17 protein-coding genes are annotated in these 24,423 nt (G+C 66.3%); 6 read left to right on the plus strand and 11 right to left on the minus strand.

The window, feature by feature from the left end; genetic code table 11:
- Positions 1–224: 224 nt before the first annotated feature.
- Positions 225–3,116 carry a TonB-dependent receptor plug domain-containing protein gene (locus CA260_RS00665; protein WP_111980556.1) on the plus strand — a complete coding sequence of 964 codons (2,892 nt, stop codon included), beginning with the start codon at positions 225–227 and terminating at the stop codon, positions 3,114–3,116.
- Positions 3,117–3,332: 216 nt separating this feature from the next.
- A complete protein-coding gene (locus tag CA260_RS00670; RefSeq protein WP_111980557.1) occupies positions 3,333–4,220 on the plus strand; it encodes a YbaY family lipoprotein in 888 nt (295 codons plus the stop codon).
- A gap of 180 nt (positions 4,221–4,400) precedes the next feature.
- On the opposite strand, the gene CA260_RS00675 is transcribed toward CA260_RS00670, so the two are convergent.
- The 5 genes from CA260_RS00675 to mnmG form a co-directional block, all read right to left on the minus strand.
- On the minus strand, positions 4,401–6,425 hold the full coding sequence (locus CA260_RS00675) for an autotransporter outer membrane beta-barrel domain-containing protein (protein WP_111980558.1): 2,025 nt from the start codon (positions 6,423–6,425) through the stop codon (positions 4,401–4,403).
- A 210-nt stretch (positions 6,426–6,635) separates the two neighbouring features.
- Entirely contained in the window at positions 6,636–8,984 is a 2,349-nt protein-coding gene (locus CA260_RS00680) for a Tex family protein (protein WP_111980559.1), read from the minus strand.
- A 92-nt stretch (positions 8,985–9,076) separates the two neighbouring features.
- Positions 9,077–9,823 carry a winged helix-turn-helix domain-containing protein gene (locus tag CA260_RS00685; protein ID WP_172461681.1) on the minus strand — a complete coding sequence of 249 codons (747 nt, stop codon included), beginning with the start codon at positions 9,821–9,823 and terminating at the stop codon, positions 9,077–9,079.
- Between the two features lie 333 nt (positions 9,824–10,156).
- Entirely contained in the window at positions 10,157–10,933 is a 777-nt protein-coding gene (locus CA260_RS00690) for an RDD family protein (RefSeq protein ID WP_111980561.1), read from the minus strand.
- Positions 10,934–11,055: 122 nt separating this feature from the next.
- The gene (gene mnmG / locus CA260_RS00695) at positions 11,056–12,930 is read right to left on the minus strand and encodes a tRNA uridine-5-carboxymethylaminomethyl(34) synthesis enzyme MnmG (RefSeq protein ID WP_111980562.1); all 1,875 of its coding nucleotides are present in this window, start codon (positions 12,928–12,930) and stop codon (positions 11,056–11,058) included.
- 579 nt (positions 12,931–13,509) lie between these two features.
- Here mnmG and CA260_RS00700 point away from each other — a divergent pair.
- Positions 13,510–13,695, plus strand: a complete 186-nt coding sequence (locus CA260_RS00700) for a hypothetical protein (RefSeq protein WP_111980563.1) — start codon at positions 13,510–13,512, stop codon at positions 13,693–13,695.
- 225 nt (positions 13,696–13,920) lie between these two features.
- On the opposite strand, the gene pepN is transcribed toward CA260_RS00700, so the two are convergent.
- A complete protein-coding gene (gene pepN / locus CA260_RS00705) occupies positions 13,921–16,578 on the minus strand; it encodes an aminopeptidase N (protein ID WP_111980564.1) in 2,658 nt (885 codons plus the stop codon).
- Between the two features lie 66 nt (positions 16,579–16,644).
- On the opposite strand from pepN, the gene CA260_RS00710 reads away from it, so the two are divergent.
- A complete protein-coding gene (locus CA260_RS00710; RefSeq protein WP_111980565.1) occupies positions 16,645–17,649 on the plus strand; it encodes an aldose 1-epimerase in 1,005 nt (334 codons plus the stop codon).
- Positions 17,646–18,611, plus strand: coding sequence for a pyridoxal-phosphate dependent enzyme (locus CA260_RS00715; RefSeq protein WP_111980566.1), 966 nt, complete (start codon positions 17,646–17,648; stop codon positions 18,609–18,611). The genes CA260_RS00710 and CA260_RS00715 overlap by 4 nt, the downstream gene beginning before the upstream one ends.
- A gap of 255 nt (positions 18,612–18,866) precedes the next feature.
- Here CA260_RS00715 and CA260_RS00720 read toward each other — a convergent pair whose 3' ends face one another.
- Positions 18,867–19,748 (minus strand): DMT family transporter, encoded by an 882-nt coding sequence (locus CA260_RS00720; RefSeq protein ID WP_111980567.1) that lies wholly within the window; start codon positions 19,746–19,748, stop codon positions 18,867–18,869.
- A 202-nt stretch (positions 19,749–19,950) separates the two neighbouring features.
- On the opposite strand from CA260_RS00720, the gene CA260_RS00725 reads away from it, so the two are divergent.
- Positions 19,951–20,529: a DNA-3-methyladenine glycosylase I gene (locus CA260_RS00725; RefSeq protein WP_111980568.1), complete on the plus strand. Its 579-nt coding sequence runs from the start codon at positions 19,951–19,953 to the stop codon at positions 20,527–20,529.
- A gap of 116 nt (positions 20,530–20,645) precedes the next feature.
- On the opposite strand, the gene bioC is transcribed toward CA260_RS00725, so the two are convergent.
- Genes bioC through bioF form a run of 4 tightly spaced genes read right to left on the minus strand, consistent with a single transcriptional unit; the run spans position 20,646 to position 24,374 of the window.
- The gene (gene bioC, locus CA260_RS00730; protein ID WP_111980569.1) at positions 20,646–21,527 is read right to left on the minus strand and encodes a malonyl-ACP O-methyltransferase BioC; all 882 of its coding nucleotides are present in this window, start codon (positions 21,525–21,527) and stop codon (positions 20,646–20,648) included.
- On the minus strand, positions 21,524–22,294 hold the full coding sequence (bioH, locus tag CA260_RS00735; protein ID WP_111980570.1) for a pimeloyl-ACP methyl ester esterase BioH: 771 nt from the start codon (positions 22,292–22,294) through the stop codon (positions 21,524–21,526). Before bioH ends, bioC begins: the two co-directional genes overlap by 4 nt.
- The gene (locus CA260_RS00740; protein ID WP_111982935.1) at positions 22,291–23,160 is read right to left on the minus strand and encodes a sulfurtransferase; all 870 of its coding nucleotides are present in this window, start codon (positions 23,158–23,160) and stop codon (positions 22,291–22,293) included. The genes bioH and CA260_RS00740 overlap by 4 nt, the downstream gene beginning before the upstream one ends.
- A 29-nt stretch (positions 23,161–23,189) precedes the next feature.
- On the minus strand, positions 23,190–24,374 hold the full coding sequence (gene bioF, locus CA260_RS00745) for an 8-amino-7-oxononanoate synthase (RefSeq protein WP_111980571.1): 1,185 nt from the start codon (positions 24,372–24,374) through the stop codon (positions 23,190–23,192).
- Positions 24,375–24,423 lie beyond the last annotated feature (49 nt).

The following is a 24,423-nucleotide window of genomic DNA, read 5'->3' on the forward strand; positions in this document are numbered from 1 at the left end:
CTACTAGGTTCGTAAATTCTTGATGGGCCCGCGTTCCTCTGGGGAAGACGCCGGCCGTGTCCAGACAACGCAATTGTCGTTGATTGGTGATCAAGAACACGCCGGCCCGTTCAGCCGGCAGACAGCAAGCGTCGACGGGCAGAACCCTCGACGCTGCATCTCGCCCCGAAGGCGAGTTTTTTCGACGCCGGTTGGGGCCGGGGTCATTTATCTGGGGAGAAGACATGCAGTTCCGCAAGATGCTCGACAACAAACTTACGGTCGCCGTACGTATTGCGCTGTCCGTAGGTACTTTCGCCATCGTTGGTCCCGCCCTGGCGCAGGACGCCACCGGCCCGGCCAGCCAGGACAACGCCAAGAAGCTCGAGACGGTGACCGTCACCGGTTCGCGCATTCCGCGCGTCGATATCGAAACCGCCCAGCCGGTCGTGACCATCGACCGCAAGCAGATCGAAAACCAGGGCTTCACCTCGGTCGCCGATATCCTGCAGAACCTGACCGAAGTCGGCACGCCGCCGATCAGCCGCGCCAACGCGCTGTCGTCGGGCGAAGACGTGGGCGGCTACTACATCGACCTGCGTAACCTGGGCGCCAACCGCACCCTGATCCTGGTCAACGGCAAGCGCCTGGGTGCCAATACCTCCGGCCTGCAGGACCTCGGCCAGATCCCGGTGTCCACCATCGAGCGGATCGAAGTGCTCAAGGACGGCGGCTCGTCGATCTACGGTTCGGACGCCATCGCCGGCGTGGTGAACGTGATCACCCGCAGCAACTTCACCGGCGCCGAAGCCAACGCCTACGTGGGCGAATACGACCAGGGCGACGGCAAGAAGCAGAGCTACGACTTCACCTTCGGTACGGCGAACGATCGCGGCTCCATCATGGTGAGCGCGCAGTACCAGAAGGAAGATCCGGTATGGGCGAAGGACCGTGATTTCAGCGCCTATCCGTCGGGTCCGAACCATCCGACCGCCGGCTGGAGCGGCGTGAGCCAGAATGGCTCGTTCACCGGCCCGTGCGGCCCGGGGGGCAAGTCGGCCACCTGTACCCTTACCCACGGTACTGATCCGCGCAACATCGCGAACTACCACCCGATCACGTCGGCCGAGTACGCCAACTCGAACGAGCAGATGACGCTGCAGACCGGTACCGAGCGCACCTCGCTGTTTGCCGCCGGCAAGTACAACCTGTCCGACAACATCGCGTTCAAGACCGACTTCCTCTACAACAAGCGCAGCACGCTCCAGCAGATCGCGGGTTATCCGTATCAGTCGAGTTCGTGGAATCCGAAGACGCCGCTGTCCGGCCAGAGCTACTTCAACCCGCTGGGCAAGGATCTGCAGTTCGCCCGTCGTGGCTGGGAAATGCCGCGTACCACCGACAGCGAACTGGAGACCTACCGCTGGACGGCTGGCTTTGAAGGTTACTTCGAGCTGGGCGGCCGTACGTGGAACTGGGACGTCGGCGCGATGACCAATCGCAACGACATGACCAAGACCGGCCACGGCGACTTCAGCCTGGTCGCAGCCGGCAAGGCGCTGGGCCCCTCCTTCATGGGTTCGGACGGCAAGGTCCATTGCGGCACCGCCGCCAATCCGATCGCCGGCTGCGTGCCGTGGAATCCGCTGCTGCCGTACGGCCAGGCGGGCGCCGGTTCACTGGCCGATTCTGACCTGCAGTCGTTCCTGTTCCCGGAATTCCATGATCTCGGCAAGACCACCACGACCGACTACACCGCCAACATCGCGGGCACGCTGTTCGCCCTGCCGGCAGGTGAGATCGGCGTGGCCGCAGGCGTGGAACACCGCCAGGAAGACGGTCGTTTCGTGCCGGACGCCTTCAACCAGGCGGGCCTGAGCTCGGGCCTGGCAGCGACCACCACCAAGGGCAAGTACTCGGTGGACGAGGCCTACATCGAGTTCGACGTGCCGCTTCTGAAGGACATGACGATGGCTCGCGAGCTGTCGGTCGACGTGGCTACCCGCTACTCGAACTACGACAACTTCGGCAGCACCACCAACAGCAAGGCCAGCCTGAAGTGGAAGCCGATCGACGACCTGCTCGTGCGCGGCAGCTGGGCGCAGGGTTTCCGTGCTCCCACCATTTCCGACCTGTACGGCGGCGCGGGCAGCAGCTTCGAGTCGTACATCGACCCGTGCGATACCAAGAGCGGCGCGGCGAAGGGTAACCCGGCCGTGGCGGCGCGTTGCACCGGCGGCTTCGGCGGCCAGACGCCGGTCGCCGCGAACTTCGTGCAGCTGGGCCAGGCGGGCATTGCTTGCACGACCTATCCGTGCCAGACCAACTACGCCTTCACCAACGGTTCGAACGCCAACCTCACGCCGGAAACGGCCACCACCCGTACGCTGGGCCTGATCTACAGCCCGCACTACGTGGAAGGCTTCGACGTCTCGCTGGACTGGTACAAGATCCGCATCGAGAACGTGATCAGCACCGACTCCGTGCAGAACATCCTGGACGACTGCTACCAGGCCGGCATCGCGTCGCGTTGCTCGGGCTTCAGCCGCGACGCGTCCACCGGCGTCATCACCAACATGTTCTACGGCCTGACCAACAAGGGTTGGGAAGAGACGGCAGGTTACGACTTCGGCGTGAACTACCGCTTCTCGTTTGACTCGATCGGCCAGTTCGCGACGCGTTGGAACACCACGTACGTCGATTACCTCAACGTGAAGTCGGACAACAATCCGAGCACGAAGGTGCAGCCGTTCACGGGCATGGGTGCGAACTTCCGCGTGCGTTCCAACCTCACGGTCGACTGGACCCGCGGCATCTTCGGCGCGAGCTGGACCGTGCGCTACTACTCGGGCATGACCGAGAAGTGCGTGGCCGTGGCGATGGCCGAGTGCAACGACCCGAACCACATCGATCCGTTCTACGGCGTGCAGCCGATGCGCCATGTCGCCAGCACCACGTTCAATGACGTGCAGTTCCGCTGGACCTTGCCGTGGAAGGGCATCGTGTCGGTCGGCGCGAACAACGTGTTCGACAAGGAAGGTCCGATCATGTACTCGAAGCCGAACAGCTCGTTCGTGTACTACGGTGGCTTCGACATCGGTCGCTTCTACTACCTGAAGTACACGCAGCGTTTCTAAGCTGTATCGAAGGTGTTACAGGGGGCCCGGAAACGGGCCCCTTTTTGTTTATCGGACATTTAGACGCCTAAACCCGCGGCATACGGTCGCGCATGGGCCAACTTTTACAAGCCTTTGATTTTGGGCTATCCTGCGTGCTTCCCCCGTGTAGAGTCGAGGCGTGTTGGGCGCCTGTTGGTTCTCGCGTTAAGTCCTGACAGTCGATAGAGGTTTCCCATGCGCAGGTTGGTTTGGTCGCTGATGTCGGTCGCGGCACTGGCTCTCGCCGGTTGCGGCAATTCTTCCGATTCTTCCCAGAGCGCCACGCAGGGCGGCGAAACCGCTGCCGCGCCCGGTTCGGCTGCTACGCCGGCGGCCGCGCCCGCCAAGGCCAATGCCATCACCGGTCAGGTGACGCTGCGCGATGCCGCCCAGGTGTCCGCCGACGCCAAGCTGCAGCTGACCCTGGTCGACGTGTCGACGCAGGACGCCGCGCCGCTGGCCACCAAGACGGTGCAGCCCGCCAACACCTTCCCGCTGACGTTCGAGCTGGAGTTCAACGCGCCCGACGTGAACCCCAATGGCCTGTACGTGCTGAAGGCCGACCTGGTCGACGGCGACCGCCATTACACCCCGCCGCTGCAGACCCAGGTGCTGACCAAGGGCGCCCCGACGCAGGTGAACATCCAGCTGGTGGCCGAGCAGACCGCCGGCGAGAAGGAACTGGCTGCCTTCACCGCCGTGCAGAAGCAGATCGGCGGCATGAAGATCAGCAACGGCACCAAGCTCGAAGACAAGGTCTCCCGCGGTTGGCAGGTGTTCCGCGAAGCAGGTGAAGTGAAGTTCATCCGCGAGCAGGTCGACTACGGCGACAAGGGCTTCACCAGCACCGACTTTGCCTACAAGGATGGCAAGCCGTGGGTGGTCGTGCAGCAGAAGAAGTCCAGCAAGGACGCCAAGCCGAACGAAACCGATCGCGCCGCCTGGGGCCAGGATGGTCAGCTGGTGCTGAAGACCGTCGAGGCTGGCGGCAAGACCTCGCCGCTCGGCGATGATGCCGCCGCCGACCTGCAGAAGCAGGCCGAGGCGATCCTCAAGCTCGCGACCAACGGCAAGGGCAAGTAAGTCCAGCCATCGCCGCAACGAAAGAGCCGCCCATGAGGCGGCTTTTTTGTGCCCGTCGTTTGGCCATCCAGACGGCCATTGCCGGCAGTTCGTTCCCACGCTGGGCGCCTGCCAGCGGCATGCATGCAAAGAAAAGGCCGCCCACTTGCGCAGGCGGCCTTTCAACGCGATGCCGTTGCCTCAGAAGGCGTACTTCAGGCCGACATTCACGCTGTTGTACTTCTGGCTGTTGTCGCTGAAGCGACCGCTGTAGCCGAGCCAGCCGCTGAGCGTCTGGGTGAACTGCGCAGCCACGCCCAGGTCGGCGGTGCCCCAGGTCTTGTCGGGCGTGAAGCCCACCATCGAGAACGTGCCGGGCATGCCGTTGAGGCCGGCGGTGACTTCGCGCGGATCCGCCTTGCTGTCGTGGTTGAAGGCGACTTCGGCGTACGGCGTGAGCATCGTGTTGCCCGCCTGCCAGTGGCCTTCCAGGCGCCAGCCCAGCGTGGAGATGAGTGCGTCGCGCTGCTGGCGGCCGAACCACATCGCCGTGCTGTCGCTACCGTTCTCGCTGTAGCCGTTGACCTTGATGGACTGCCATTCGAAGGTGGCGAACGGGCCGGTGCGGAGGCTGGAGAAGTCGAACCACCAGCCGCCGGTGACGCCGCCGCCCACGTGGTTGCCGTCGGCCTTGGCGGTTTCGCCGCGCTGCGCGGCGCCGATCTGGATGCGACGCTCGATGTCGGAGAAGTTGTCCTGGCCGAAATCGAGGTAACCGCCGATGTAGCCGCCGCCCTGGTGATAGGTCAGGTAACCCAGGCCCGAGATGTCCTGCAGTTTGTAGCCGCCGCCGCCCTGGTAATCGGCATTGTGCTGGCCGATGTTCATGGCCACGCCGCCGGACAGGTTCTCGTTGAAGCGCACATCCGCACCCAGGGTGAGGTTGACGTTGTTGCTGGTGGTCTTGGGCGAACCGCTGCTGGCGTCGAAACGCTGGTCGCCGTAATCCACGTTGGCGAACACGCGGGTATCGCTGCCCTGGCCATCGGCCAGCATCTGGTTGCGGATCGCGCGGTTCTGCGCCGAAATCGACGCGAGCGGTGCTTCGGCAAGCAGCGAGGCATAACCCGGCGCGCTCAGGATCGACACCACGTACTGGCCCAGCATTACGTCTGCACCGGTCGTCGGATGCACGCCATCGGCAAACAGATAGGTCTGGTTGGTGCCGGCCGCATAGGTGTACGGCAGGCCCGAGCCCTGCGGGCCGCACTGCACCGAACTGGAGCCCACGCCGCAGGCTTCGTTGGTGACGTTGGTGAATCCGTACAGCGACGGGTTTGCGACCACTTCATTGAGCAGGCTGTAGGTGTCGACCGGGATGATGCCCTTGCCCAACGTTGCGATGCCGGCGTTGAGCTGGCCGTTGAACACGAGGCTGAGCGCCGTGAGCGAGGATGCGGCGGAGGCACCCTGTTCCAGGCCCGAAGGCGTCAGGCCGATATTGGGCAGGTTGAACACCAGGATGTTCTTGGCGCCGGCCGCCTGCAGCTGGCCGATGAGCTTCACTTCCTGCTGCGCGGCGGCGGCGATGGACGCCTGCGCCTGGTCCGCGGTCATGAAGCCCGAGACGCCCGCTGCGGCGAGCACCTGCTGGGTGACGGCAGCGGTGACGGCCTGGGTGATCGCCGGCGTCATGGCGGCGATCTGGGCGGGCGGGACGTTGGCGGCCTGCAGCTGCGCGATCTGTGCGGCGACGTTCTGCTGGATCAGCTGCTGGGCCGTCGCGCCTGCACCGGCGGCGGTGGCGGCGTAGAAGATGTCATTGGCGCCGCCCCAGATGGAATAGAGCGCCTTGCCGTCGACCTTGCCGGTGGCGAGGTAGTAGTTCACCTGCGTCGAGAGGGTCGGCACGGCCGATGGCGTGCCCGGCGAATTGGTAAGCACACCGGCGCCGCCCCAGGCGAAGTCGCTACCACCCGCCTGCGATGCCGTCAGGTTGTAGCCGTAGTGGCTTGCCACGTTCTGGACGGTCACCGCGCCCGGGTTGGTGGTGAACTCCAGCGGCGGCTGGATGCTGGGGGCCGTCGCCAGCGAGATATTGCCCGCATCGCTGAGGCTGTCACCAAAGGCGATGACGTTGCTGAACTGCGAATTGGCCGCCATGGCGGACGAGCTGAAAATCAGGGCGGCGGTAATGGCGCCGGCAATAAGGCGAGTACGGGGCATGAATGACGCTCCTGGGACCGGGATGGTCTTTGTTATTCCGTTGTTACGGTAATGCATGCCCATACGTCAGCGCATGCTGCGGTGCATCGCAGCATTTCGGGCGCGAACAGGGGAGCTTGATGCGGCTCCGGCCGCCGATGCCGGGGTGCCGGGGTCGCCCGATGGGGAAGCTCAGAACAAGCCTCCTCATCGGGCGGGTGGGTCATCCACTCAGCGCTTCATCGCCTTCGCCAACGCGTCGGCAAACGCGTTGTTGGCCGGGGCGGCCGCGGGCTTGGGCGCACCGCCGCCGGGACGCGGGCCGCGGTTGTCGCGCGGGCCGCCGCCACGGGCCTCGTTGCCGCTGGCCGCCGGACGACCGCCGCGGGCCTGCTGGCCGGGTTCGTCGTCCAAGCGCATCGACAGGCCGATGCGCTGGCGCGGGATGTCGACCTCCATCACCTTCACCTTGACGATATCGCCCGCCTTCACCGCGTCGCGCGGATCCTTCACGAAGGTATGCGAGAGCGCCGAGACGTGCACGAGGCCGTCCTGGTGCACGCCGATGTCCACGAAGGCACCGAACGCGGCTACGTTGGTCACGCGGCCTTCCAGCACCATGCCGGGGCGCAGGTCCTTCAGGTCTTCCACGCCTTCGGCGAAGCTGGGCGCGACGAATTCCGGGCGCGGGTCGCGGCCGGGCTTTTCCAGTTCCTTGAGGATGTCGCGCACGGTCGGCAGGCCGAACGTCTCGTCGGTGTACTGCTCGGCCTTGAGGCCACGCAGGAAGGCGGTGTCGCCGATGATGGAGCGCACCTCGCGGCCGCACTGCGCGATGATGCGCTCGACCACCGGATAGGCCTCCGGATGCACCGCGCTGGCGTCCAGCGGGTTGTCACCGCTGGGTACGCGCAGGAAGCCGGCGCACTGCTCGAACGCCTTGTCGCCCAGGCGCGGCACCTTGAGCAGGGCCTTGCGGTTGGCGAACGGACCGTTGGCATCGCGATGCTTCACCACGTTCTCCGCCACGCTGGCGGAAAGGCCGGCGACGCGCGAGAGCAGGGCGGCGGAAGCGGTGTTCACGTCCACGCCGACGGCGTTCACGCAGTCCTCGACCTTGGCGTCGAGTGCGCGCGCCAGCTTCACCTGGTTCACGTCGTGCTGGTACTGGCCGACGCCGATCGCCTTGGGCTCGATCTTCACCAGTTCCGCCAGCGGATCCTGCAGGCGGCGCGCGATCGAGACGGCGCCGCGCAGGCTCACGTCGAGATCGGGGAACTCCCTGGCGGCGGTTTCGGAGGCCGAATACACCGACGCGCCTGCTTCGCTCACCACCACCTTCGACAGCTTGTGGTCCGGATGCGTCTTGGCCAGGCCCTTGATCAGTTCACCGGCCAGCTTGTCGGTTTCGCGCGATGCCGTGCCGTTGCCGATCGCGATCAGGTCCACGCCGTGCTTCTGGCACAGCCGTGCCAGCGCGGCCAGCGATTCGTTCCACTGCCTGCGCGGCTCGTGCGGATAGATCGTGTCGGTGGCGAGCAGCTTGCCCGTCGCGTCGACCACGGCGACCTTCACGCCGGTGCGGATGCCCGGGTCCAGGCCCATCACGGTCTTGGCGCCGGCCGGCGCCGCGAGCATCAGGTCCTTGAGGTTGTCGCCGAACACGCGGATCGCTTCGTCTTCGGCGCCCTCGCGCACGCGGCCGAACAGGTCCAGCGTGAGGTGCAGATGCAGCTTCACCCGCCAGGTGAGGCGCACCGTTTCGCGCAGCCATGCATCGGCGGCACGACCGCGATCGAGGATGCCGGCGCGCGCGGCCACGCGGCCTTCGCCTTCCTGGTGACCCTGCTCCATGTCGAGAGCGGGCGAGAGTTCCAGTTCGATCACGCCCTCGTTGCGCGCACGCATCAGTGCCAGCAGGCGATGCGAGGGAATCTTGCCGATCGGCTCGACGTGATCGAAGTAGTCGCGGAACTTCGCGCCTTCGTTCTCCTTGCCTTCCACCACCTTGGCGCGGATCTGGCCCTTCTCCCACAGCCAGTCGCGCAGCTCGCCGACGAGCGTGGCGTCTTCGGCGATGCTTTCCATCAGGATGGCGCGCGCGCCATCGAGCGCGGCGCGCACGTCGGGCACGCCCTTTTCCGCATCCACGAATGCGGCGGCGAATGCCTCGGGTGACTGCGTGGGATCCTCGCGCAGGCCGATGGCCAGCGGCTCGAGCCCGGCCTCGCGCGCGATCTGCGCCTTGGTGCGACGCTTGGGCTTGTAGGGAAGGTACAGGTCTTCCAGGCGTGCCTTGGTGTCGGCGCTGAGGATGTCGCCCTTCAGCGCATCGGTCATCTTGCCCTGTTCCTCGATGCTGGCGAGGATCGCGTCGCGGCGCTCTTCGAGCTCGCGCAGGTAGCGCAGGCGCTCTTCCAGCAGGCGCAGTTGCGTGTCGTCGAGACCGCCGGTGGCTTCCTTGCGGTAGCGCGCGATGAACGGCACGGTGGCGCCGCCGTCGAGCAATTCCACCGCGGCATGGACCTGGTCCGGCTTGGCGGCGATGTCCTGGGCAATACGTTGTTCGATGCTGAGCATGAGGCTGAAACGATTCCTTGGCGTTCGACGATGAATGCGCCACACCGCGGCGGCGCATCGAACCATCGATGATAGCAAGATGGCCGTCGCGCTCAGTCGCGGGCGGCGGGAGCCTGTTCAGGGCGGACGTGAAGATAGGCGCCGCCTTCAGCTGGCGCCGGCTCGCGGTGGGCGCTCGGGTAACGGATGGCGATGCGGCGGGCATGGGGCCAGCGCCTGGCGTGAGCGGACTGCGCGCTGGCCGCGTGGATGAAGGGCAGCACCACGACCGCCGGCTGCGGCGTCGCACGCGGCGCACGAGCCTGGTCACGCGGCGGATGCCACAGGCTTGCCGCAGCGAGCATCGCCACGATGGCGGCGACCATGATCACCGCCGCCAGCCACGGCAAGGGCGGTGGCTCAGGACGTGCCGAAGGCCGGTCCCGGGGCAAGGCAATGACATCGGGTCGCGCGCCGGGAGCCGCCGCCTCAGGAGGCATGGCGAACGTGGCGGAGGGTGGGGCGACACGCTGCACGTCGCCGATGAAGCGATAGCCGAGCGTGTGTACGGTGGCTATGTAGCGAGGGTTGCCGGCGCAATCGCCCAGCGTGTGGCGTAGTTGCGAGATGACGCGCGTGAGCACGCCGGGCGTAACGTGCCGGTGACCCCACGCCGCATCCAGCAGTTCATCCTTGCCGACGACTTCGCCGGCTTGCTGCAGCAACACCACCAGCACGGCGAAAGCCTTCGGCTCCACCGAAAGAGCGACGCCTGCGCGTTCGAGGCGATGTGCACGCGGCTCGACCACAATGTCTTCGCACTGATAGATCCAGCCGTCATCAGGTTGGGGATGGGCCATGACCTTGCCAGGTGAGGCCCCCTGCAATGACGAGAATGCGCTCTTGCGGCGTGCCTGCGCATCCGCCATAGGTCATAACGTGGCGATGTCCTCGCAGGGCGACGGCGAATGCGCATGCCAGGCGCGTACACATCGAACATGCGTCATGCGTGCGCGATCAAGCGCGTGTGTTCGCCTTGTGTCGAGCAAGTGCGAGCGCGCCGTAAACGGTGCGTGCTGATGACGTCATGCCGCAGGGCGCGGCGCATGCAGAATCGCGTGTCGCGATCGCTCGTGCTTTCGTTCTACATGCGTGGAAAGCGCGCGCCGCGACGGCCGGCGCGCGTCCGCTCTTCACGCGCTGAGCGAGCCCTGGTCGCGGGAGGATGGCGTCGGCCGCGAGGGCTGCTCACCCGGGCGGCCGTTGAGCACCAGCGTTTGCGCGAGCATGTCGTGCAGGCCTTGCTTGCGCTGTGTCCACGCGACCATGAGGAAGCCGAAGCACAGGATGAAGGCGCTGATCAGCTTGCCGAAATAACGCCCGGTGGCGCGCAGGAAGCTGATGCGCGCGCCGGTGAGATCGGTCACACGGATGCCGAGTGCACGCTTGCCCAGCGTGCCTTGCCAGGCGGAGCTTTCGCACAGCGCGAAGTACAGCCAGGTCACCACGGTCTGCGCCATCAGTGCCGGACCGAGCGCATGAAGATAGGTATCGAACGCCTGCAAGGCCAACTGTGGATCGCTGCCCGCGACGAGCTTGGCTTGCAGATAGGTTTCCGCCGCTTCGTTCGCGCCGAGCATGCCGCTCAGCAGCATGTTGGGAATCCACAGCACCAGCGCATCGAGGATGTACGCGGCGACGCGTTTCCAGAAACCGGCGTAGTCGGTCAATGCGGCCGATGCATCGGTCGCGCGCAGGCCGGCATCGTACGGCGGTGCTGGTGGCGTGAAGGCAGGTGGCGCGGCGTGGACTTCATCGGGAAACAGCACCGACAGCGGCTGCCAGTCGGCCAGGCCTTCGTACCAGCCCAGGTCTTGCGGACTCACCTGGCCGCTACGCAACCATTGGCGCACGTCCACTTCCTTGTAGGGGCCGTGTCGCTCGCCATCCCGACCGATCCAGACTTCCATACGTGCCGCTCCACAGATCAATGGCGTGCATGATGCCATGGGTGGCGATGATTTCCCTCTCGCGGTGCATGTGCGAAGGGAGCGTGGTGCCCATCATCCAATGGCCGGGCACACGGAGGATGTCAGGCCGCCGAGCGCTTGAGATGCACTAGCAGCAGCGAGATCGCGGCCGGCGTCACGCCGCTGATGCGCGCAGCCTGGCCGATGGTTTCCGGTTGCACGCGCTTGAGCTTGAGCAGCACTTCGGCCGACAGGCCGCGCACCTTGTCGTAATCGAAACTGCCGGGAATGGCCGTCTGCTCGTGGCGACGCTGGCGCGCGATCTCTTCGCGCTGCCGATCGAGATAGCCGGCGTACTTGGTCTGCACTTCCACCTGTGCCGCGACATCGTCGTCGTCCACGGCCGGGCCGACGCCGTTGACGGATGTCAGCTTCGTGTAGTCCAGCTCCGGGCGACGAAGCAGGTCGAGCGCGCTCGTCTCGCGACTGAGTGTGATACCAAGCTGCTGTTGGATGGCCGCACCCAGCGCATTGGCCGGCGCGGCCCAGATCGCACCCAGGCGCTGCGTTTCGCGCTCCACCGCCTCCCGCTTCGCGCACAGCGCGTCATAACGCGCCTGCGGCACCACGCCAAGCCGATGGCCGGATTCGGTGAGGCGAAGATCGGCATTGTCCTCGCGCAGGTGCAGACGATATTCCGCGCGCGACGTGAACATGCGATAGGGCTCGATCGTGCCATTGCTGGTGAGATCGTCGATCAGTACGCCGATATAGGCCTCGTCGCGTCGCGGATACCACGGCGACTCGCCCTTGACGGCGAGCGCGGCGTTGAGTCCGGCGATCAGTCCTTGCGCGCCCGCTTCCTCATAGCCGGTGGTGCCGTTGATCTGCCCGGCGAAATACAGGCCGGGGATCGTCTTGGTTTCCAGCCACGGGTGCAGGCCGCGCGGATCGAAGTAGTCGTACTCGATCGCATAGCCCGGTCGCGTGATGTGCGCGTTCTCGAAACCCTTGATCGAGCGCACCAGCGCGAGCTGCACGTCGTACGGCAGCGAGGTGGAAATGCCGTTGGGGTAGACCTCGAAGGTGTCCAGGCCTTCGGGTTCGATGAAGATCTGGTGCGAGCTCTTCTCCGCGAAGCGCACCACCTTGTCTTCGATCGACGGACAATAGCGCGGGCCGACGCCTTCGATCTGGCCGCTGTAGAGCGGCGATCGATCGAGCGAGCCACGGATGAGCTCGTGGGTGTGCTCGCTGGTGTGCGTGATCCAGCAGCTCACCTGGCGCGGATGCTCGGCCCGCGAGCCGAGATAGGAGAACACCGGCGCCGGATCGTCGCCGGGCTGTTCTTCCAGTCCGGTGAAGTCGATGCTGCGCAGGTCGATGCGCGGCGGCGTACCGGTCTTCAGGCGCTCGGCCGCCACCGGCAGTTCGCGCAGGCGCTGGGCGAGCGTGCTGGCCGGCGGATCGCCGGCACGGCCGCCGGCGTATTGCGCGGGTCCAATATGGATCTTGCCTGCGAGGAAGGTACCCGCGGTAAGCACCACGGAGCGGGCCCGGAACTTCAGGCCCATCTGGGTCACCACGCCGGTGACGCGATCGCCTTCCAGGATCAGGTCGTCCACCGCCTGCTGGAACAGCTCCAGGTTCGGCTGGGTCTCGACGATCCGGCGGATCGCGGCCTTGTAGAGCGCGCGATCGGCCTGGCAGCGGGTGGCGCGCACCGCCGGGCCCTTGGAGGCGTTGAGCGTGCGCCACTGGATGCCGGCGAGGTCGGCTGCATGCGCCATGGCGCCGCCGAGGGCATCGATCTCCTTCACCAGATGGCCCTTGCCGATGCCGCCGATGGCCGGGTTGCAGCTCATCTGCCCGATCGTCTCGATGTTGTGGCTCAGCAGCAGCGTGCGCGCACCGGTCCGGGCCGAAGCGAGCGCGGCCTCGGTGCCGGCATGGCCGCCGCCGATCACGATGACGTCGTAATGAGTGGGATGAAACATGGGAGCTGCCCTGAGAACTTGCCCTGCAAGCGCAGGAATGGACCAAATACGACGCTATGGTACTGCCACGGCGGCGTCCTGGCCGCTGGCACGCTTCCTGCTTTACTCTTCACGCACTTTCCACGGGCAGAAGCTGCGCGACAACGCGCGCCGAGATCAAGCGACAGGGGCTTGATCGCGTGCCGGGGAGAGGAAGCAAGACGGCGCCCCTCGGGGCGCCGTCGTTTTTTTTGGCCTTGCCCAAGCGTGGGCTTTTCGGGCCTAGATAAGATCTGGCGCCCGGCGGTCTCAGGAACAGGGGGAATCCAGGATGACCGTGTTGCCGGGCGCCAGAAACCGGAGATTCGGTGGCTGGCAGCGAGGTTTTATGTCGCTGTGCGTGGGGTGGATATTCGGGCCTGCAGCGTGAACGTGGAGTGACTAAAACGCCTGTTTGTGCCGAGTCTTGGCAGGAGATGACGTACAGCGTCATTTCGTGATCGAAGACCATTTTGCATGTGAGCCGCATCACATTGCTGGCATGGCCGTTGCATTTCCAAACAGTGCCGACAAGACACATCGTTTTTGGAGGAGCCAGCCATGGATTTCAGCTTCGATTTCCAACCCGTTTATCCGCATCACGACCTGCTGATCGAGCTCGGTCGCGTCGAGATGGCGATGGAACATCTGGATGCCCGCAGCGAAGACGAGCGTCAGGTGCTTCGCCCGCGCCTGATGTCGCGCATCAGCCGCTTGCGTGACGAATTGCAGAGCCTGGAAGTCTGATCACGCAGGCGACGCATCCGCTTCATCGCCCTTGGACGTCCAAACGTCGATGGGCGGCCCGAGCGAAGATGGACGAGAAGCCTCGGCGCCCATCGGCGTGACCATTCCGCCGGATCGGTCCATCCCTCGCTGATCGAGATTACGCCCGGGTGCCCCGTCATGGACGGGCCGCACTCGGGCGTTGTTATTTGCGGGACATCCAAGACCGGGATGCCCGCGAAGCCCTCAGCTATGCAGCATGCTCTGCACGATCTCGTTGAGATTGCGCGACAGGGCTGCGTGCGCCGCTACCGATTCGATGGCGCTGCGTGCCAGCGCGCGGCGTCCGGGCTCCAGCCGTTGCCAGCCGTTGAACGCGGTGGCCATGCGCGCCGCGACCTGTGGATTGAGCGCGTCGAGCTGCTTCAGTCGTTCGGCGAGCAACTGGTAGCCGCTGCCGTCGGGTCGATGGAAGCCATCCGGATTGTTGCGCGCCCACGCGCCGAACAGCGAATTGACGCGGTTGGGATTCTTCAGCGTGAACGCCTCGTCCGCTTCGAGCGCGCGTACGCGATCGAGTACGAGTTCGCCGGGCAACTGCGTCTGCACCGAGAACCACTTGTCCATCGCGAGCGGGTTGTCCGCATAGCGTTCGCGGAAATGCGCCAGTGCCGCGTGCGCCTGCGAAGCGTTGCCACGCACGAGCACGGCCAGCGCCGCGAGGCGATCGGTCATGCTGGGCGCGTTGTCGTATTGCAAGGTGGCCTGCGCATGCGCGGTCCAGGGATCGATACGCGAGAGCAATTCGAGCACGCGCCGCTTGAGCCGGCGCCGCGCCTGGTTGCTGGCGTCGAGCTGGAGACTGGCATGCGCCGCCAGCGACTCGTAACGATGCTGCAGGGTGGACTGGCCGATGCGCAACGCAAGGTGTTCCTGCAGCTGCTGGCGCAACGCATGGACATGCGAAGGGTCGACCTGGCGCTCGCGCTCGGCGAGTTCGATTTCGCCGGGCGGCGTGAGCAGGTCGGCCAGCAGCGCGGGATCCATGGCACCGTCGTTGAACAGCGCCTCGAGCGCGTCGCACCACGCATCCAGCGCGCTGGTCTCGTTGCCCTCGCGCAGGTTGTCGTAGGCGCGTGCGGCGAGCTGCTGGCCCGCTTCCCAGCGATTGAAGCCGTCGGGATCATGGCGCAGCAACAGGGCGAGATCGGCCGGCTCGTAGGCGCACTCGAGGATCACCGGCGCGGAGAAGCCCCGCAGCAGCGAGGGCACCGGTGCCTCGGTTATCTGCTGGAACACGAACGCCTGCTCGGCGCGGTCGAGCACCACGACACGCTCGGTGGCGCCCGATGTCTCCGCGCTGTCGTCGGTGAGGTGCAGCGGCATTATCTGTCCGGCGCGGTCGAACAGCGCCAGCTTCACCGGAATCGGCAGCGGCTGCTTGTGCGGCTGGTGCGGTGTCGGCGGCGTGTGCTGCGAAAGCGTGAGCGTGTAGGTGCGGTGCGCGGCATCGTAGAGGCCGCGAGCGGAAAGGCGCGGCGTGCCCGCCTGCGCGTACCACGCGAGGTACGGCATGAGGTCGATGCCGTTGGCTTCGCCCAGCGCGCCGAGGAAGTCTTCGAGCGTGGCGGCTTGCCCGTCGTTGCGTGCGAAGTAGCGATCCATGCCGCGGCGAAAGCCGTCGCGCCCGAGACGGCCGGCGACCATGCGCACCAGCTCCGAGCCCTTCTCGTAGACGGTGGCCGTGTAGAAGTTGTTGATCTCGCTGTACTGGGCCGGACGCACCGGATGGGCGAGCGGGCCGGCGTCTTCCGGGAACTGGGCGCGGCGCAGCAGGGCGACGTCCTCGATGCGCTTGAGCGCGGCCGAATTCATGTCCGCCGAGAACTGCTGTTCGCGGAATACCGTGAGCCCCTCCTTCAGCGACAGCTGGAACCAGTCGCGGCAGGTCACGCGATTGCCGCTCCAGTTGTGGAAGTACTCGTGCGCCACCACCGCTTCCACTGCGCGGTATTCGTCGTCGGTGCTGGAATCAGGGTCGGCCAGCAGGTATTTCGCGTTGAAGATGTTGAGACCCTTGTTCTCCATCGCGCCCATGTTGAAGTCGTGCGTGGCGACGACATGGAACACGTCCAGATCGTACTCGCGGCCGTAGGCTTCCTCGTCCCAGCGCATGGAGCGCTCCAGCGCATCCATGGCGTAACCGCACTGGCCGATCGCGTCGGGCTCGGCCCAGATCACCAGTTTCACCGCGCGGCCGCCGCCGGTGGCGTAATCGCGCTCGATCTTCTGCAGGCGGCCGGCCACCAGGGCGAACAGGTAGCTGGGCTTGGGATGCGGATCGACGAAGCGCGCCCAGTGACGGCCGCCTTCCAGCTCGCCTTGGCCGTCCGGATTGCCGCCGGCCAGCAGCACCGGAAAGCGGTCGCGGTCGGCGCACAGGGTGACGGTGTAGCTCGCCAGCACGTCGGGGCGATCGGGGAAGAAGGTGATGTGGCGGAAGCCTTCGGCCTCGCATTGGGTGAGCAGGAAGCCGCGCTCGCGCGGGCCGGAGAGGTACAAGCCTTCCAGCGCCGTATTGGCCGCCGGGCGCAGGCACACGCGCGTCTCCAGCACGCTGCCGTCGCGGGCGCCATCCACTTCGAGCACGTTGTCCGCGTAGCGCCAGGCGTCACCGGCAAGCGGTTCGCCATCCAGGGCGATCGACAGCAGCTCCAGGCCTTCGCCATCCAGCCGCAGCGGTGCATCTTGCGCAGGGTCGCGCTGGAGGTGGAGGCGGGAGGTGACCTCGGTGGTGTCGATGCCGAGGTCGAAGGTGAGTTCCACCTGCGAAACGCGCCATGCAGGGGCGCGATATTCGCTGAGCCGGACCAGGGTAGGAGAGGTGTCGCTTCGGTTGTTCATCGGGACGGCTGGGGTGGAAGGGACCAGTCAGGCTAACATGCGGCCCTTTCCAGGCAGGACAAGTCGATGGCCGATTATCTGGCGGAACGTACCCAACTGGAGGGCCACGAACTGGCGGTGCTGACCGACGTGGCCCATGGCCGACGCGTTCGCATTGCCCGGCGTGGCGCCACGCTGTTGAGCTTCGAAGTACCGGCGCCGGATGGCGCGTGGGATATCGCGGACGGATACCGCGATGCGGAGGAACTGGACGCGCGTCCCAGCTCGCGCTTCGCGGTCATGGTTCCGTTCGCCAACCGCATCGCCGATGCGCGATACCAGTTCGAAGGCAAGTCGTACGACCTGCAGCCGGGCGTGGAAGGCGACGCGCGTGCAGCACGCCACGGTTTCGTGCGCGGGGTGGATTTCGAGCTCGCTGACCTTTCCGCCGACGCCCAGTCGGCGCGCGCGACCTTCAGCACGCAGGCGATCCGGCCCGGCCTGCATGCCGGCTATCCGTTCGCGATCGACCTCACGGTGACCTACACGCTCGATGCCGCCGGCCTCACGCTGGAGGCGGTCATGCGCAACGTGGGTGATCAGACGGCGCCATGCTTCTTCGGCTGGCATCCGTATTTCCGGCTGAGCGAGCTGCCCATCGAAAGCTGGGAGCTGCAGATCCCCGCCGACAGCGTCGTGCGCACCGGCACCGACTTCATCCCGTTGCCGGCGGAGAGCGGTCGTCTCTCGATCGACCACGCACCGGAAGTCGACTTCCGCGAACGGCAGCCGATCGGTCCGCGTGAACTCAACCACGCCTTCGCCGACCTGCGTTTCGATACGGACGGCCGTACGCGTACGCGACTGCGCGATCCCGACAGCGGATTGGCCATCGCGGTGTGGCAGACCTCCGGCGTCATGCTGGCCTTCACCGCCGACACGGTGACGCGCGATGTGCGCCGGTCGGTGGCGCTGGAACCGATGGAAAGCTGGGCCGATGCGTTCAACCGGCCCGATTGCGCCGACACCATCCGGCTCGAACCCGGCGCCGAGCGGCGCTTCTTCTGCGGCGTGGAGATCGAAAGCTCATGAGTGCCACGATGAATCGCGCGGCCTTGCCGACGTTTGCACAGGTGCAGGAAGCCGCTGCGCGCATTGCGCCTTATGCAGTGAAAACGCCCGTGTTGCGCAACACGACGTTGAATGCGCTCGCCGGCGCCGATCTGTATTTCAAATGCGAGAACCTGCAGCGTGGCGGTGCGTTCAAGTTCCGTGGCGCATGCAACGCGGTGTGGTCGATGGACGATGCCATGGCGACGAGCGGCGTGGTCACGCACTCTTCCGGCAACCATGGCAATGCGCTGGCATTGGCAGCGGCCACGCGCGGCATTCCCGCGCATGTGGTCGTTCCCGAGGACGCCGTGCGCACCAAGCTGGAGGCCATCGAACGCGCGGGCGCGATCCTGCACCGCTGCGTGGCCACGCAAGCCGCGCGCGAAGCGAAGGCGGATGAAGTGCAGCGCGCCACCGGTGCGGAGCTGGTCCATCCGTTCTCCGATACCCGCGTGATGGCAGGCCAGGGCACCGCGGTGCTCGAACTGCTGGAGCAGTCGGGCGGTCTCGATGCCGTCATCACGCCGGTCGGCGGCGGTGGCCTGATCGCGGGCACGGCCATCGCCGCGCATGGCGTGGCGCCGCAGATCGAGGTGCACGGCGCGGAGCCCGCTGGCGCGGACGACGCGGCGCGCTCGCTCGCACAAGGTCAGCGCGTGGGTCCGTTCACGCCGGACACGATCTGCGACGGCCTGCGCACGCTGATCGGGGAGACCAATTTCGAAGCGTTGCGCATGCATCGCGTCGAGGTAACGACCGTGAGCGACGATGAGGTCGTCGCCGCCATGCGGTTGCTGTGGAACGAGCTGAAGATCGTGGTCGAGCCCTCCAGCGCGACAGTGCTGGCGGCCGTGCTGAAACGCCCGGAGCGCTTCAAGGGCAAGCGCGTGGGCTTGATCCTCACCGGTGGCAACGTCGATCTCGACGCACTGCCCTGGTAGAGAAGGCTCGACCGTAGGAGCGCACCCAGTGCGCGACCGCGGCGTTTCGTCGTTGCCTCTCCGTAGGCTTTCGCGCACTGGGTGCACCCCTGCAGATGGCGGAATCCTCACTGGTGGCAACGTCGATCTCGACGCGCTGCCCTGGTAGTGAAGGGCCCCACGGTAGGAGCGCACCCAGTGCGCGACCGCGCGTTTCGTCGTTGCCTCTCCGTAGGCTTTTCGCGCACTGGGTGCGCTCCTACAAAAAAGGCGGATTCAGGCCTTGCGCAGACGCAGCCCGCTCACCGCCACCAGCCCCAGCAACACGAAGCCGATACCAAGCCATTCCATCGCGCTCGGCTGCTCGTGCAGGATCATCCACGCCAGCAGCACGCTCATGATCGGCACGCCCAGGCTGGCGAGGCTCGCGACCGCGGTAGGCAGGCGCTGCAGCACGACCAGCCACAGGCCCCAGGCGATGCTGGAGGCCATCACCACGCTGTAGGCCAGGCCGCCGATGAACTGCCAGTTCCACTCGATGCTTCGCTGCGGAACGAACAACGCAATCACCACCAGCATCAGCGCACCGAACAGCATCTGCCATGCGGTGAGGTTGAGCGGAGTAGGCGCATGGCGGAGAAACACGCGCTTGCTGAGCACGGTGCCCATCGCCCACGCCGCGCCCGCGCCGATCGCGAGCAGGGTGCTGGTCGTGTTGCCGAGACCGTGCCAGGGCTCGATGATGCATACGAGGCCGACGGCGGCGAGGCCAAGGCCGAGCCAACGCCTCGGCGTGAGCCGTTCGTGCAGGATCACCCAGGCCAGCAGCACCGCCCAGAACGGCATGGTGTAGGCCAGCAGGGCCACTCGGCCGGCACCGCCGCTGACCAGCGCCCACTGTCCCAACCCCTGGAACGCGGTGGTCTGGCACAGGCCGATCATCAACGTCGGCAGCAACGGCGGCGGGCGCAGCGGCTGACGCATGACCAGCAGCGCACCGAACAACACCAGGGCGCCCAGCACGTAGCGGATCGCGGCGAAGTCGAATGGGCCCGCGTGCTGCAACACCTGCTTCATCACCACCCAGCTGTACGCCCAGATGACGATGGTGGCGAGTAACGCGAGCACGGCGCCGCGCGAGTGCGAAGTGGCAGTCATCAGGATTCACATGGGGGCGAGGATGCGTCCGGCAGGGCGTGCCCTTGTTCCATACGCATGGGTGGGATAGCGTCGTTGCTCGCCTGCCAAGTTACAAGAGGTGTGCGCGGCATGCAGCGCATCCGCGGCCCGTGCTGGCTGGCACCCACATCGGTTTTCCACGGCAACGCGGGACGTCCGCGTCATCAGCAGGGATAGGAACATGGCAACGAGTTCGGCAAAGCCCCTGAAACGCTGCGCTTGGGGCAACAGCCCCGACATGCACGACTACCACGACACCGAATGGGGTACGCCGCTGCACGACGACCAGATGCTGTTCGAGTTCCTGTGCCTGGAAGGCGCGCAGGCGGGACTGTCGTGGCGCACCATCCTGCTCAAGCGCGAGCACTATCGCCGCGTGTTCCACCAGTTCGATATCGAGCGCGTCGCCGCGATGAAGGATCGGGAGCTGGAGAAGGCATTGCTCGATCCCGGCATCGTGCGCAACCGCCTGAAGGTGTTCGCCGCGCGCGACAACGCGGTCGCATCGCTGAAAGTGATCGGCGAGCACGGCAGCCTGGATCGCTACCTGTGGTCGTTCGTGGACGGCAAGCCGATCCGCAACCGCTGGACCGGGCAGGGCGACGTGCCGGCCAGCACGCCCGTGTCCGATCGCATGAGCAAGGACCTGAAGAAGCGCGGCTTCCGCTTCGTCGGCACCACCATCTGCTACGCCTTCATGCAGGCGACCGGCATGGTCAACGATCACACGGTGAGTTGCTTCCGCTACAAGCAGGTGTAGCGAGCGGCCAGGAGCTCTTGTAGGAGCGCACCCAGTGCGCGAAAAGCCTGCGAAGCGGTGAAGACGTGACTCCGCGATCGCGCACTGGGTGCGCTCCTACAGGAAAGGCAGAGGCGTTACCGCCGACGCGAGCCGCGCAGGCTGTCGATCGAAAAACTCGCGATTTCGCCGCCGCCCGCCATTCGACGCGACTGTCCCGGCGGCGGGCCCCAGGCGTGGGCGGTGACGACTTCCCATGTCGCGGGAATGCGGCCATCGACGCGCATGGTTTCGTAGGCTTCGAGCATGCGCTGGTAGTGGCGCTTGCCGAGCAGGTGGCGTTCGCGTTCGCGATCGGCGTTGGTGGCGCCCAGGCCTTGCAGCTCCTTGAGCAGCATGCGCGGTTCGCTGTAGGTGAGCGTGTAATGGTCCACGTCGAGCACGGGGTCGCGCAGGCCCGCGTTGATCATGGCGTCGCCCAGATCGTGCATGTCGAGGAAGCGGCTCACGTGCGGCTGCTGGTCAGCGTGTGCCCAGGCGGCACGCAACTCCTTCAGTGTGTCGGGGCCGAAGGTGGAATACACCAGGAGTCCACCAGGCTTGAGTACGCGCACGCATTCGCCGAACAGCGCCGGCAGGTCGTCGACCCACTGGAAGCACAGGTTGGAGTGCAGCACGTCCACGCTGTGGTCGGGCAGCGGCAGCGCGGTCGCTTCGGCGCACACGCGCTGGAACGGCTTGAGCCAGCTCACGTGCTTCTTCGCCGCGCGCAGCATCGGCAGCGCGAGATCCATCGCGACCACCTGCGCCTTCGGATAACGCTTGCGCAGCAGCGCCGTGCCGCGCCCGGTGCCGGCGCCCACGTCGATGACGCGCTCGGGTGTTTCCAGGTAGAAGCCCAGGCGGTCGAGCAGCAGCGTCTGCACTTCCTGTTGCAGGGCATCGTGCTTTTCGTAGGTGGCGGCGGCGCGGCCGAAGTTGCGGCGCACCTGGCGCTGGTCGAAGTGCGATGAACTCATGAGTACGTATCCAGCAGCGGCGCCAGGGCGTCGTAGACCGCGCCGGCATAGCCGAAGAACGGCGCGTGTCCGGCGTGCGCGATCTCGTGATAGCTGCCGTGCGCTCGCTCGGCGGACCACGCCATCGCGGGCGGTGGCACCAGGCGATCGCGGTGACCGGCAATCCAGGCGTTCGGCACGGCCATCGAGGCGAGCTCGTCGCGGCGATCGGTGGTTTCCAGGATGCGGATGCCTTCCTGCAGCACGCGCAGGTTCGGCTCGCCGCGCTGGAACATCAGGTTGCGCAAGTGGCGAAGTTCAGCGCGCGGATCGGGGCTGCCCATTGCCTCGAGCGCGATGAAGCGCTCCAGCGTGGCGTGGTAGTCCGTCTCCAGGTCATCGGCAAGCTGGCGCACCAGTTTCGGATCGCTGCCATAGGGCCAGCCTTCGTCACGCGAGAACTTCGGCGTGCCGCAGATGACGCCGAGTGCGCGTGCGTGTTGTGGATTTTCGAGCGCCGCGGTCATGGCGATCAGTCCGCCCAGCGACCAGCCGATCCAGATTGCCGGCGGCGTGCGCTCGGCGATCGCCTGCACGCAGGCCGATGGCTCCAGCGGCAGCGTGCTGTCGCGCGAATAGCCGTGCCCGGGCAGGTCGACCACATGCAGAGAACAACGATCCGCCAGCACCTCGCACAGCGGCTCCATCATGCCGCCATGCATGGCCCAGCCGTGCAGGATCACCACGGGGATGTCGCCGCGGCCGTGGGTTTCGATGTGGAGGGTCATGCTCGGATTTCTCCCTCTCCCCTGTGGGGAGAGGGTTGGGGTGAGGGGGTGGGGCTTGCGAAAACATCGCTTGTCGCGGGGCTATCGCAAGATTGGCCCCTCACCCCGGCCCTCTCCCCAACGGGGAGAGGGAGAAGTGGGGCGGGCGCGAGGCTCTTGTCCACCGCACCACGCTCATCAAACACGAAACAATCGCCGCGCCAATGCGTGCCATCGGTTTCCTCGAAGTACTTAAGGATGCCGCCTTCCAGCTGGTAGACGTGCTGCATGCCGATGTCCTGCATGTGCAGCACGGCCTTTTCACAGCGGATGCCGCCGGTGCAGTACGACACCACGGTCTTGCCGTCGTAGCGCGCGCGATCGGCGGCGATGGCCTCGGGAAATTCCGTGAAGCTGGCGATGCGGTAGTCCACCGCGTCGTTGAAAAGGCCCACGTCGGTTTCGTAGTCGTTGCGCGTATCCAGCAGCACGATCTCGCGGCCGTCGTCGTCGTGGCCCTGCGCCAACCAGCGCTGCAATGTCGCCGGCGCCACCGACGGCGCACGCGCGCCTTCCGGACGGATCGCCGGCATGCGCATGGTGATGATCTCCTTCTTCAGGCGCACGCGCATGCGGCCGAACGGCACCTCGTCGGAGATCGACTCCTTCGGTTCCAGCCCGGCGAAGCGCGGGTCTTCGCGCAACCAGTGCATGAACGCATCGATGGGTTGGCGTGGGCCGGCCAGGAACAGGTTGATGCCTTCGGGCGCGAGCAGGATGGTGCCTTTCAATTCCAGCGCCATGCAGCGCTCGAGCACGCGTTCGCGCAGGCGTGGCAGGTCGTCCAGGCTGACGAAGCGATAGGCGGAGAGGTTGACGATGGACATGGAGGGATGCGGGTACGACAAGGTCGCCATTATACGGGCTGCCCCGCCGGCAGCCGGGACAGGGCTTCCAGCAGGCGGTCCACGTCGCCTTCCTCATGCATCGCCGACAGCGTGATGCGCAGGCGTGATTTGCCCTGGGGCACGGTGGGCGGGCGGATCGCTGTGACGAGGAAACCCTGCCGTTCCAGGGATGCGGCGGCATGCATGGCAGCCTGTGCGTCACCCAGCAGCAGCGGCTGGATGGCCGTGGCGGATGGCATCAGCGGCAGGCCGAGCTCGTGCGCGCCATGACGAAAACGGGCGATCAGCGCGCGCAGCTTCTCGCGCCGCCAGGTTTCCGTCTGCGCCAGCCGCACCGCGGCCAGGGTGGCCGCCGCGAGCGCGGGTGGCATCGCCGTCGTGTAGATGTAGGTGCGCGCGAACTGCACGAGGCCGTCGATCAGGGCCACGGAACCGGCGACGAAGGCACCGCTGCAGCCCACCGCCTTGCCCAGCGTGGCCATCAGCACGGGCACATCGTCCGCGCCCAAACCCGCCTCAGGCACGGCGCCTTCGCCACGCGCACCAAGCACGCCCAGGCCGTGCGCGTCGTCGACCATCAGCGTGGTGCCTTCGCGACGGCACAGCGCGGCGAGCTCCGCCAGCGGCGCGATATCGCCGTCCATGCTGAAGACGCCGTCGGTGGCGAGCAGCGCGGGTGCATCGCCGCGGTGCGCCAGTTGGCGTGCGGCCGCTTCCACGTCGGCGTGCGGATAGCGCTTGAGTTCCGCGCCCGCGAGTTGCGCGCCGTCGAGCAGGCACGCATGGTTGAGCTTGTCCTGCACGCACAGGTCGCCGCGTTCGAGCAGGGCCTGCATCACGCCGAGGTTGGCCATGTAGCCGGTGGAGAACAGCATGGCGCGTTCGCGTCCAGTCCATTCGGCGAGAGCTTCTTCCAGTGCGGCATGCGCCGTGCGATGACCGGCGATGAGATGGGCCGAGCCGCTGCCCACGCCGTCGTCGTCCGCAGCTTGCTTCAAGGCCGCGACCAGCGCGGGATGCTGGGCCAGGCCGAGATAGTCGTTGCTGCAGAAGGAGAGCAGGCGGCGGCCGCCGCGTTCGATCCACGGCCCATCGACACGATCGATCGTGTGCAGGCGTCGGCGCAAATTCGCCTGCTCACGCTGTTGCGTGTGCAGGGCGAGGCGGGCGAGCAGGTCGGGACGTGGGGTCATGCGAGCGACAACCTTTTTTTGTGGGAGCGCACCCTGTGCGCGACAACCG

Origin of the sequence: Dyella jiangningensis (assembly GCF_003264855.1) — a bacterium.
Taxonomy (GTDB): Bacteria; Pseudomonadota; Gammaproteobacteria; order Xanthomonadales; family Rhodanobacteraceae; genus Dyella; species Dyella jiangningensis_C.

Excerpts from the sequence above, each read along its gene's own strand:
- CA260_RS00685 (WP_172461681.1), bottom strand. The coding sequence starts at position 9,823 with ATGGCCCATCCCCAACCTGATGACGGCTGGATCTATCAGTGCGAAGAC.
- CA260_RS00715 (WP_111980566.1), top strand. The coding sequence starts at position 17,646 with ATGAGTGCCACGATGAATCGCGCGGCCTTGCCGACGTTTGCACAGGTG.
- CA260_RS00665 (WP_111980556.1), top strand. The coding sequence starts at position 225 with ATGCAGTTCCGCAAGATGCTCGACAACAAACTTACGGTCGCCGTACGT.
- CA260_RS00690 (WP_111980561.1), bottom strand. The coding sequence starts at position 10,933 with ATGGAAGTCTGGATCGGTCGGGATGGCGAGCGACACGGCCCCTACAAG.
- CA260_RS00720 (WP_111980567.1), bottom strand. The coding sequence starts at position 19,748 with ATGACTGCCACTTCGCACTCGCGCGGCGCCGTGCTCGCGTTACTCGCC.
- CA260_RS00670 (WP_111980557.1), top strand. The coding sequence starts at position 3,333 with ATGCGCAGGTTGGTTTGGTCGCTGATGTCGGTCGCGGCACTGGCTCTC.
- CA260_RS00680 (WP_111980559.1), bottom strand. The coding sequence starts at position 8,984 with ATGCTCAGCATCGAACAACGTATTGCCCAGGACATCGCCGCCAAGCCG.
- bioC (WP_111980569.1), bottom strand. The coding sequence starts at position 21,527 with ATGAGTTCATCGCACTTCGACCAGCGCCAGGTGCGCCGCAACTTCGGC.
- pepN (WP_111980564.1), bottom strand. The coding sequence starts at position 16,578 with ATGAACAACCGAAGCGACACCTCTCCTACCCTGGTCCGGCTCAGCGAA.
- CA260_RS00700 (WP_111980563.1), top strand. The coding sequence starts at position 13,510 with ATGGATTTCAGCTTCGATTTCCAACCCGTTTATCCGCATCACGACCTG.
- mnmG (WP_111980562.1), bottom strand. The coding sequence starts at position 12,930 with ATGTTTCATCCCACTCATTACGACGTCATCGTGATCGGCGGCGGCCAT.
- bioH (WP_111980570.1), bottom strand. The coding sequence starts at position 22,294 with ATGACCCTCCACATCGAAACCCACGGCCGCGGCGACATCCCCGTGGTG.
- bioF (WP_111980571.1), bottom strand. The coding sequence starts at position 24,374 with ATGACCCCACGTCCCGACCTGCTCGCCCGCCTCGCCCTGCACACGCAA.
- CA260_RS00725 (WP_111980568.1), top strand. The coding sequence starts at position 19,951 with ATGGCAACGAGTTCGGCAAAGCCCCTGAAACGCTGCGCTTGGGGCAAC.
- CA260_RS00675 (WP_111980558.1), bottom strand. The coding sequence starts at position 6,425 with ATGCCCCGTACTCGCCTTATTGCCGGCGCCATTACCGCCGCCCTGATT.
- CA260_RS00710 (WP_111980565.1), top strand. The coding sequence starts at position 16,645 with ATGGCCGATTATCTGGCGGAACGTACCCAACTGGAGGGCCACGAACTG.
- CA260_RS00740 (WP_111982935.1), bottom strand. The coding sequence starts at position 23,160 with ATGTCCATCGTCAACCTCTCCGCCTATCGCTTCGTCAGCCTGGACGAC.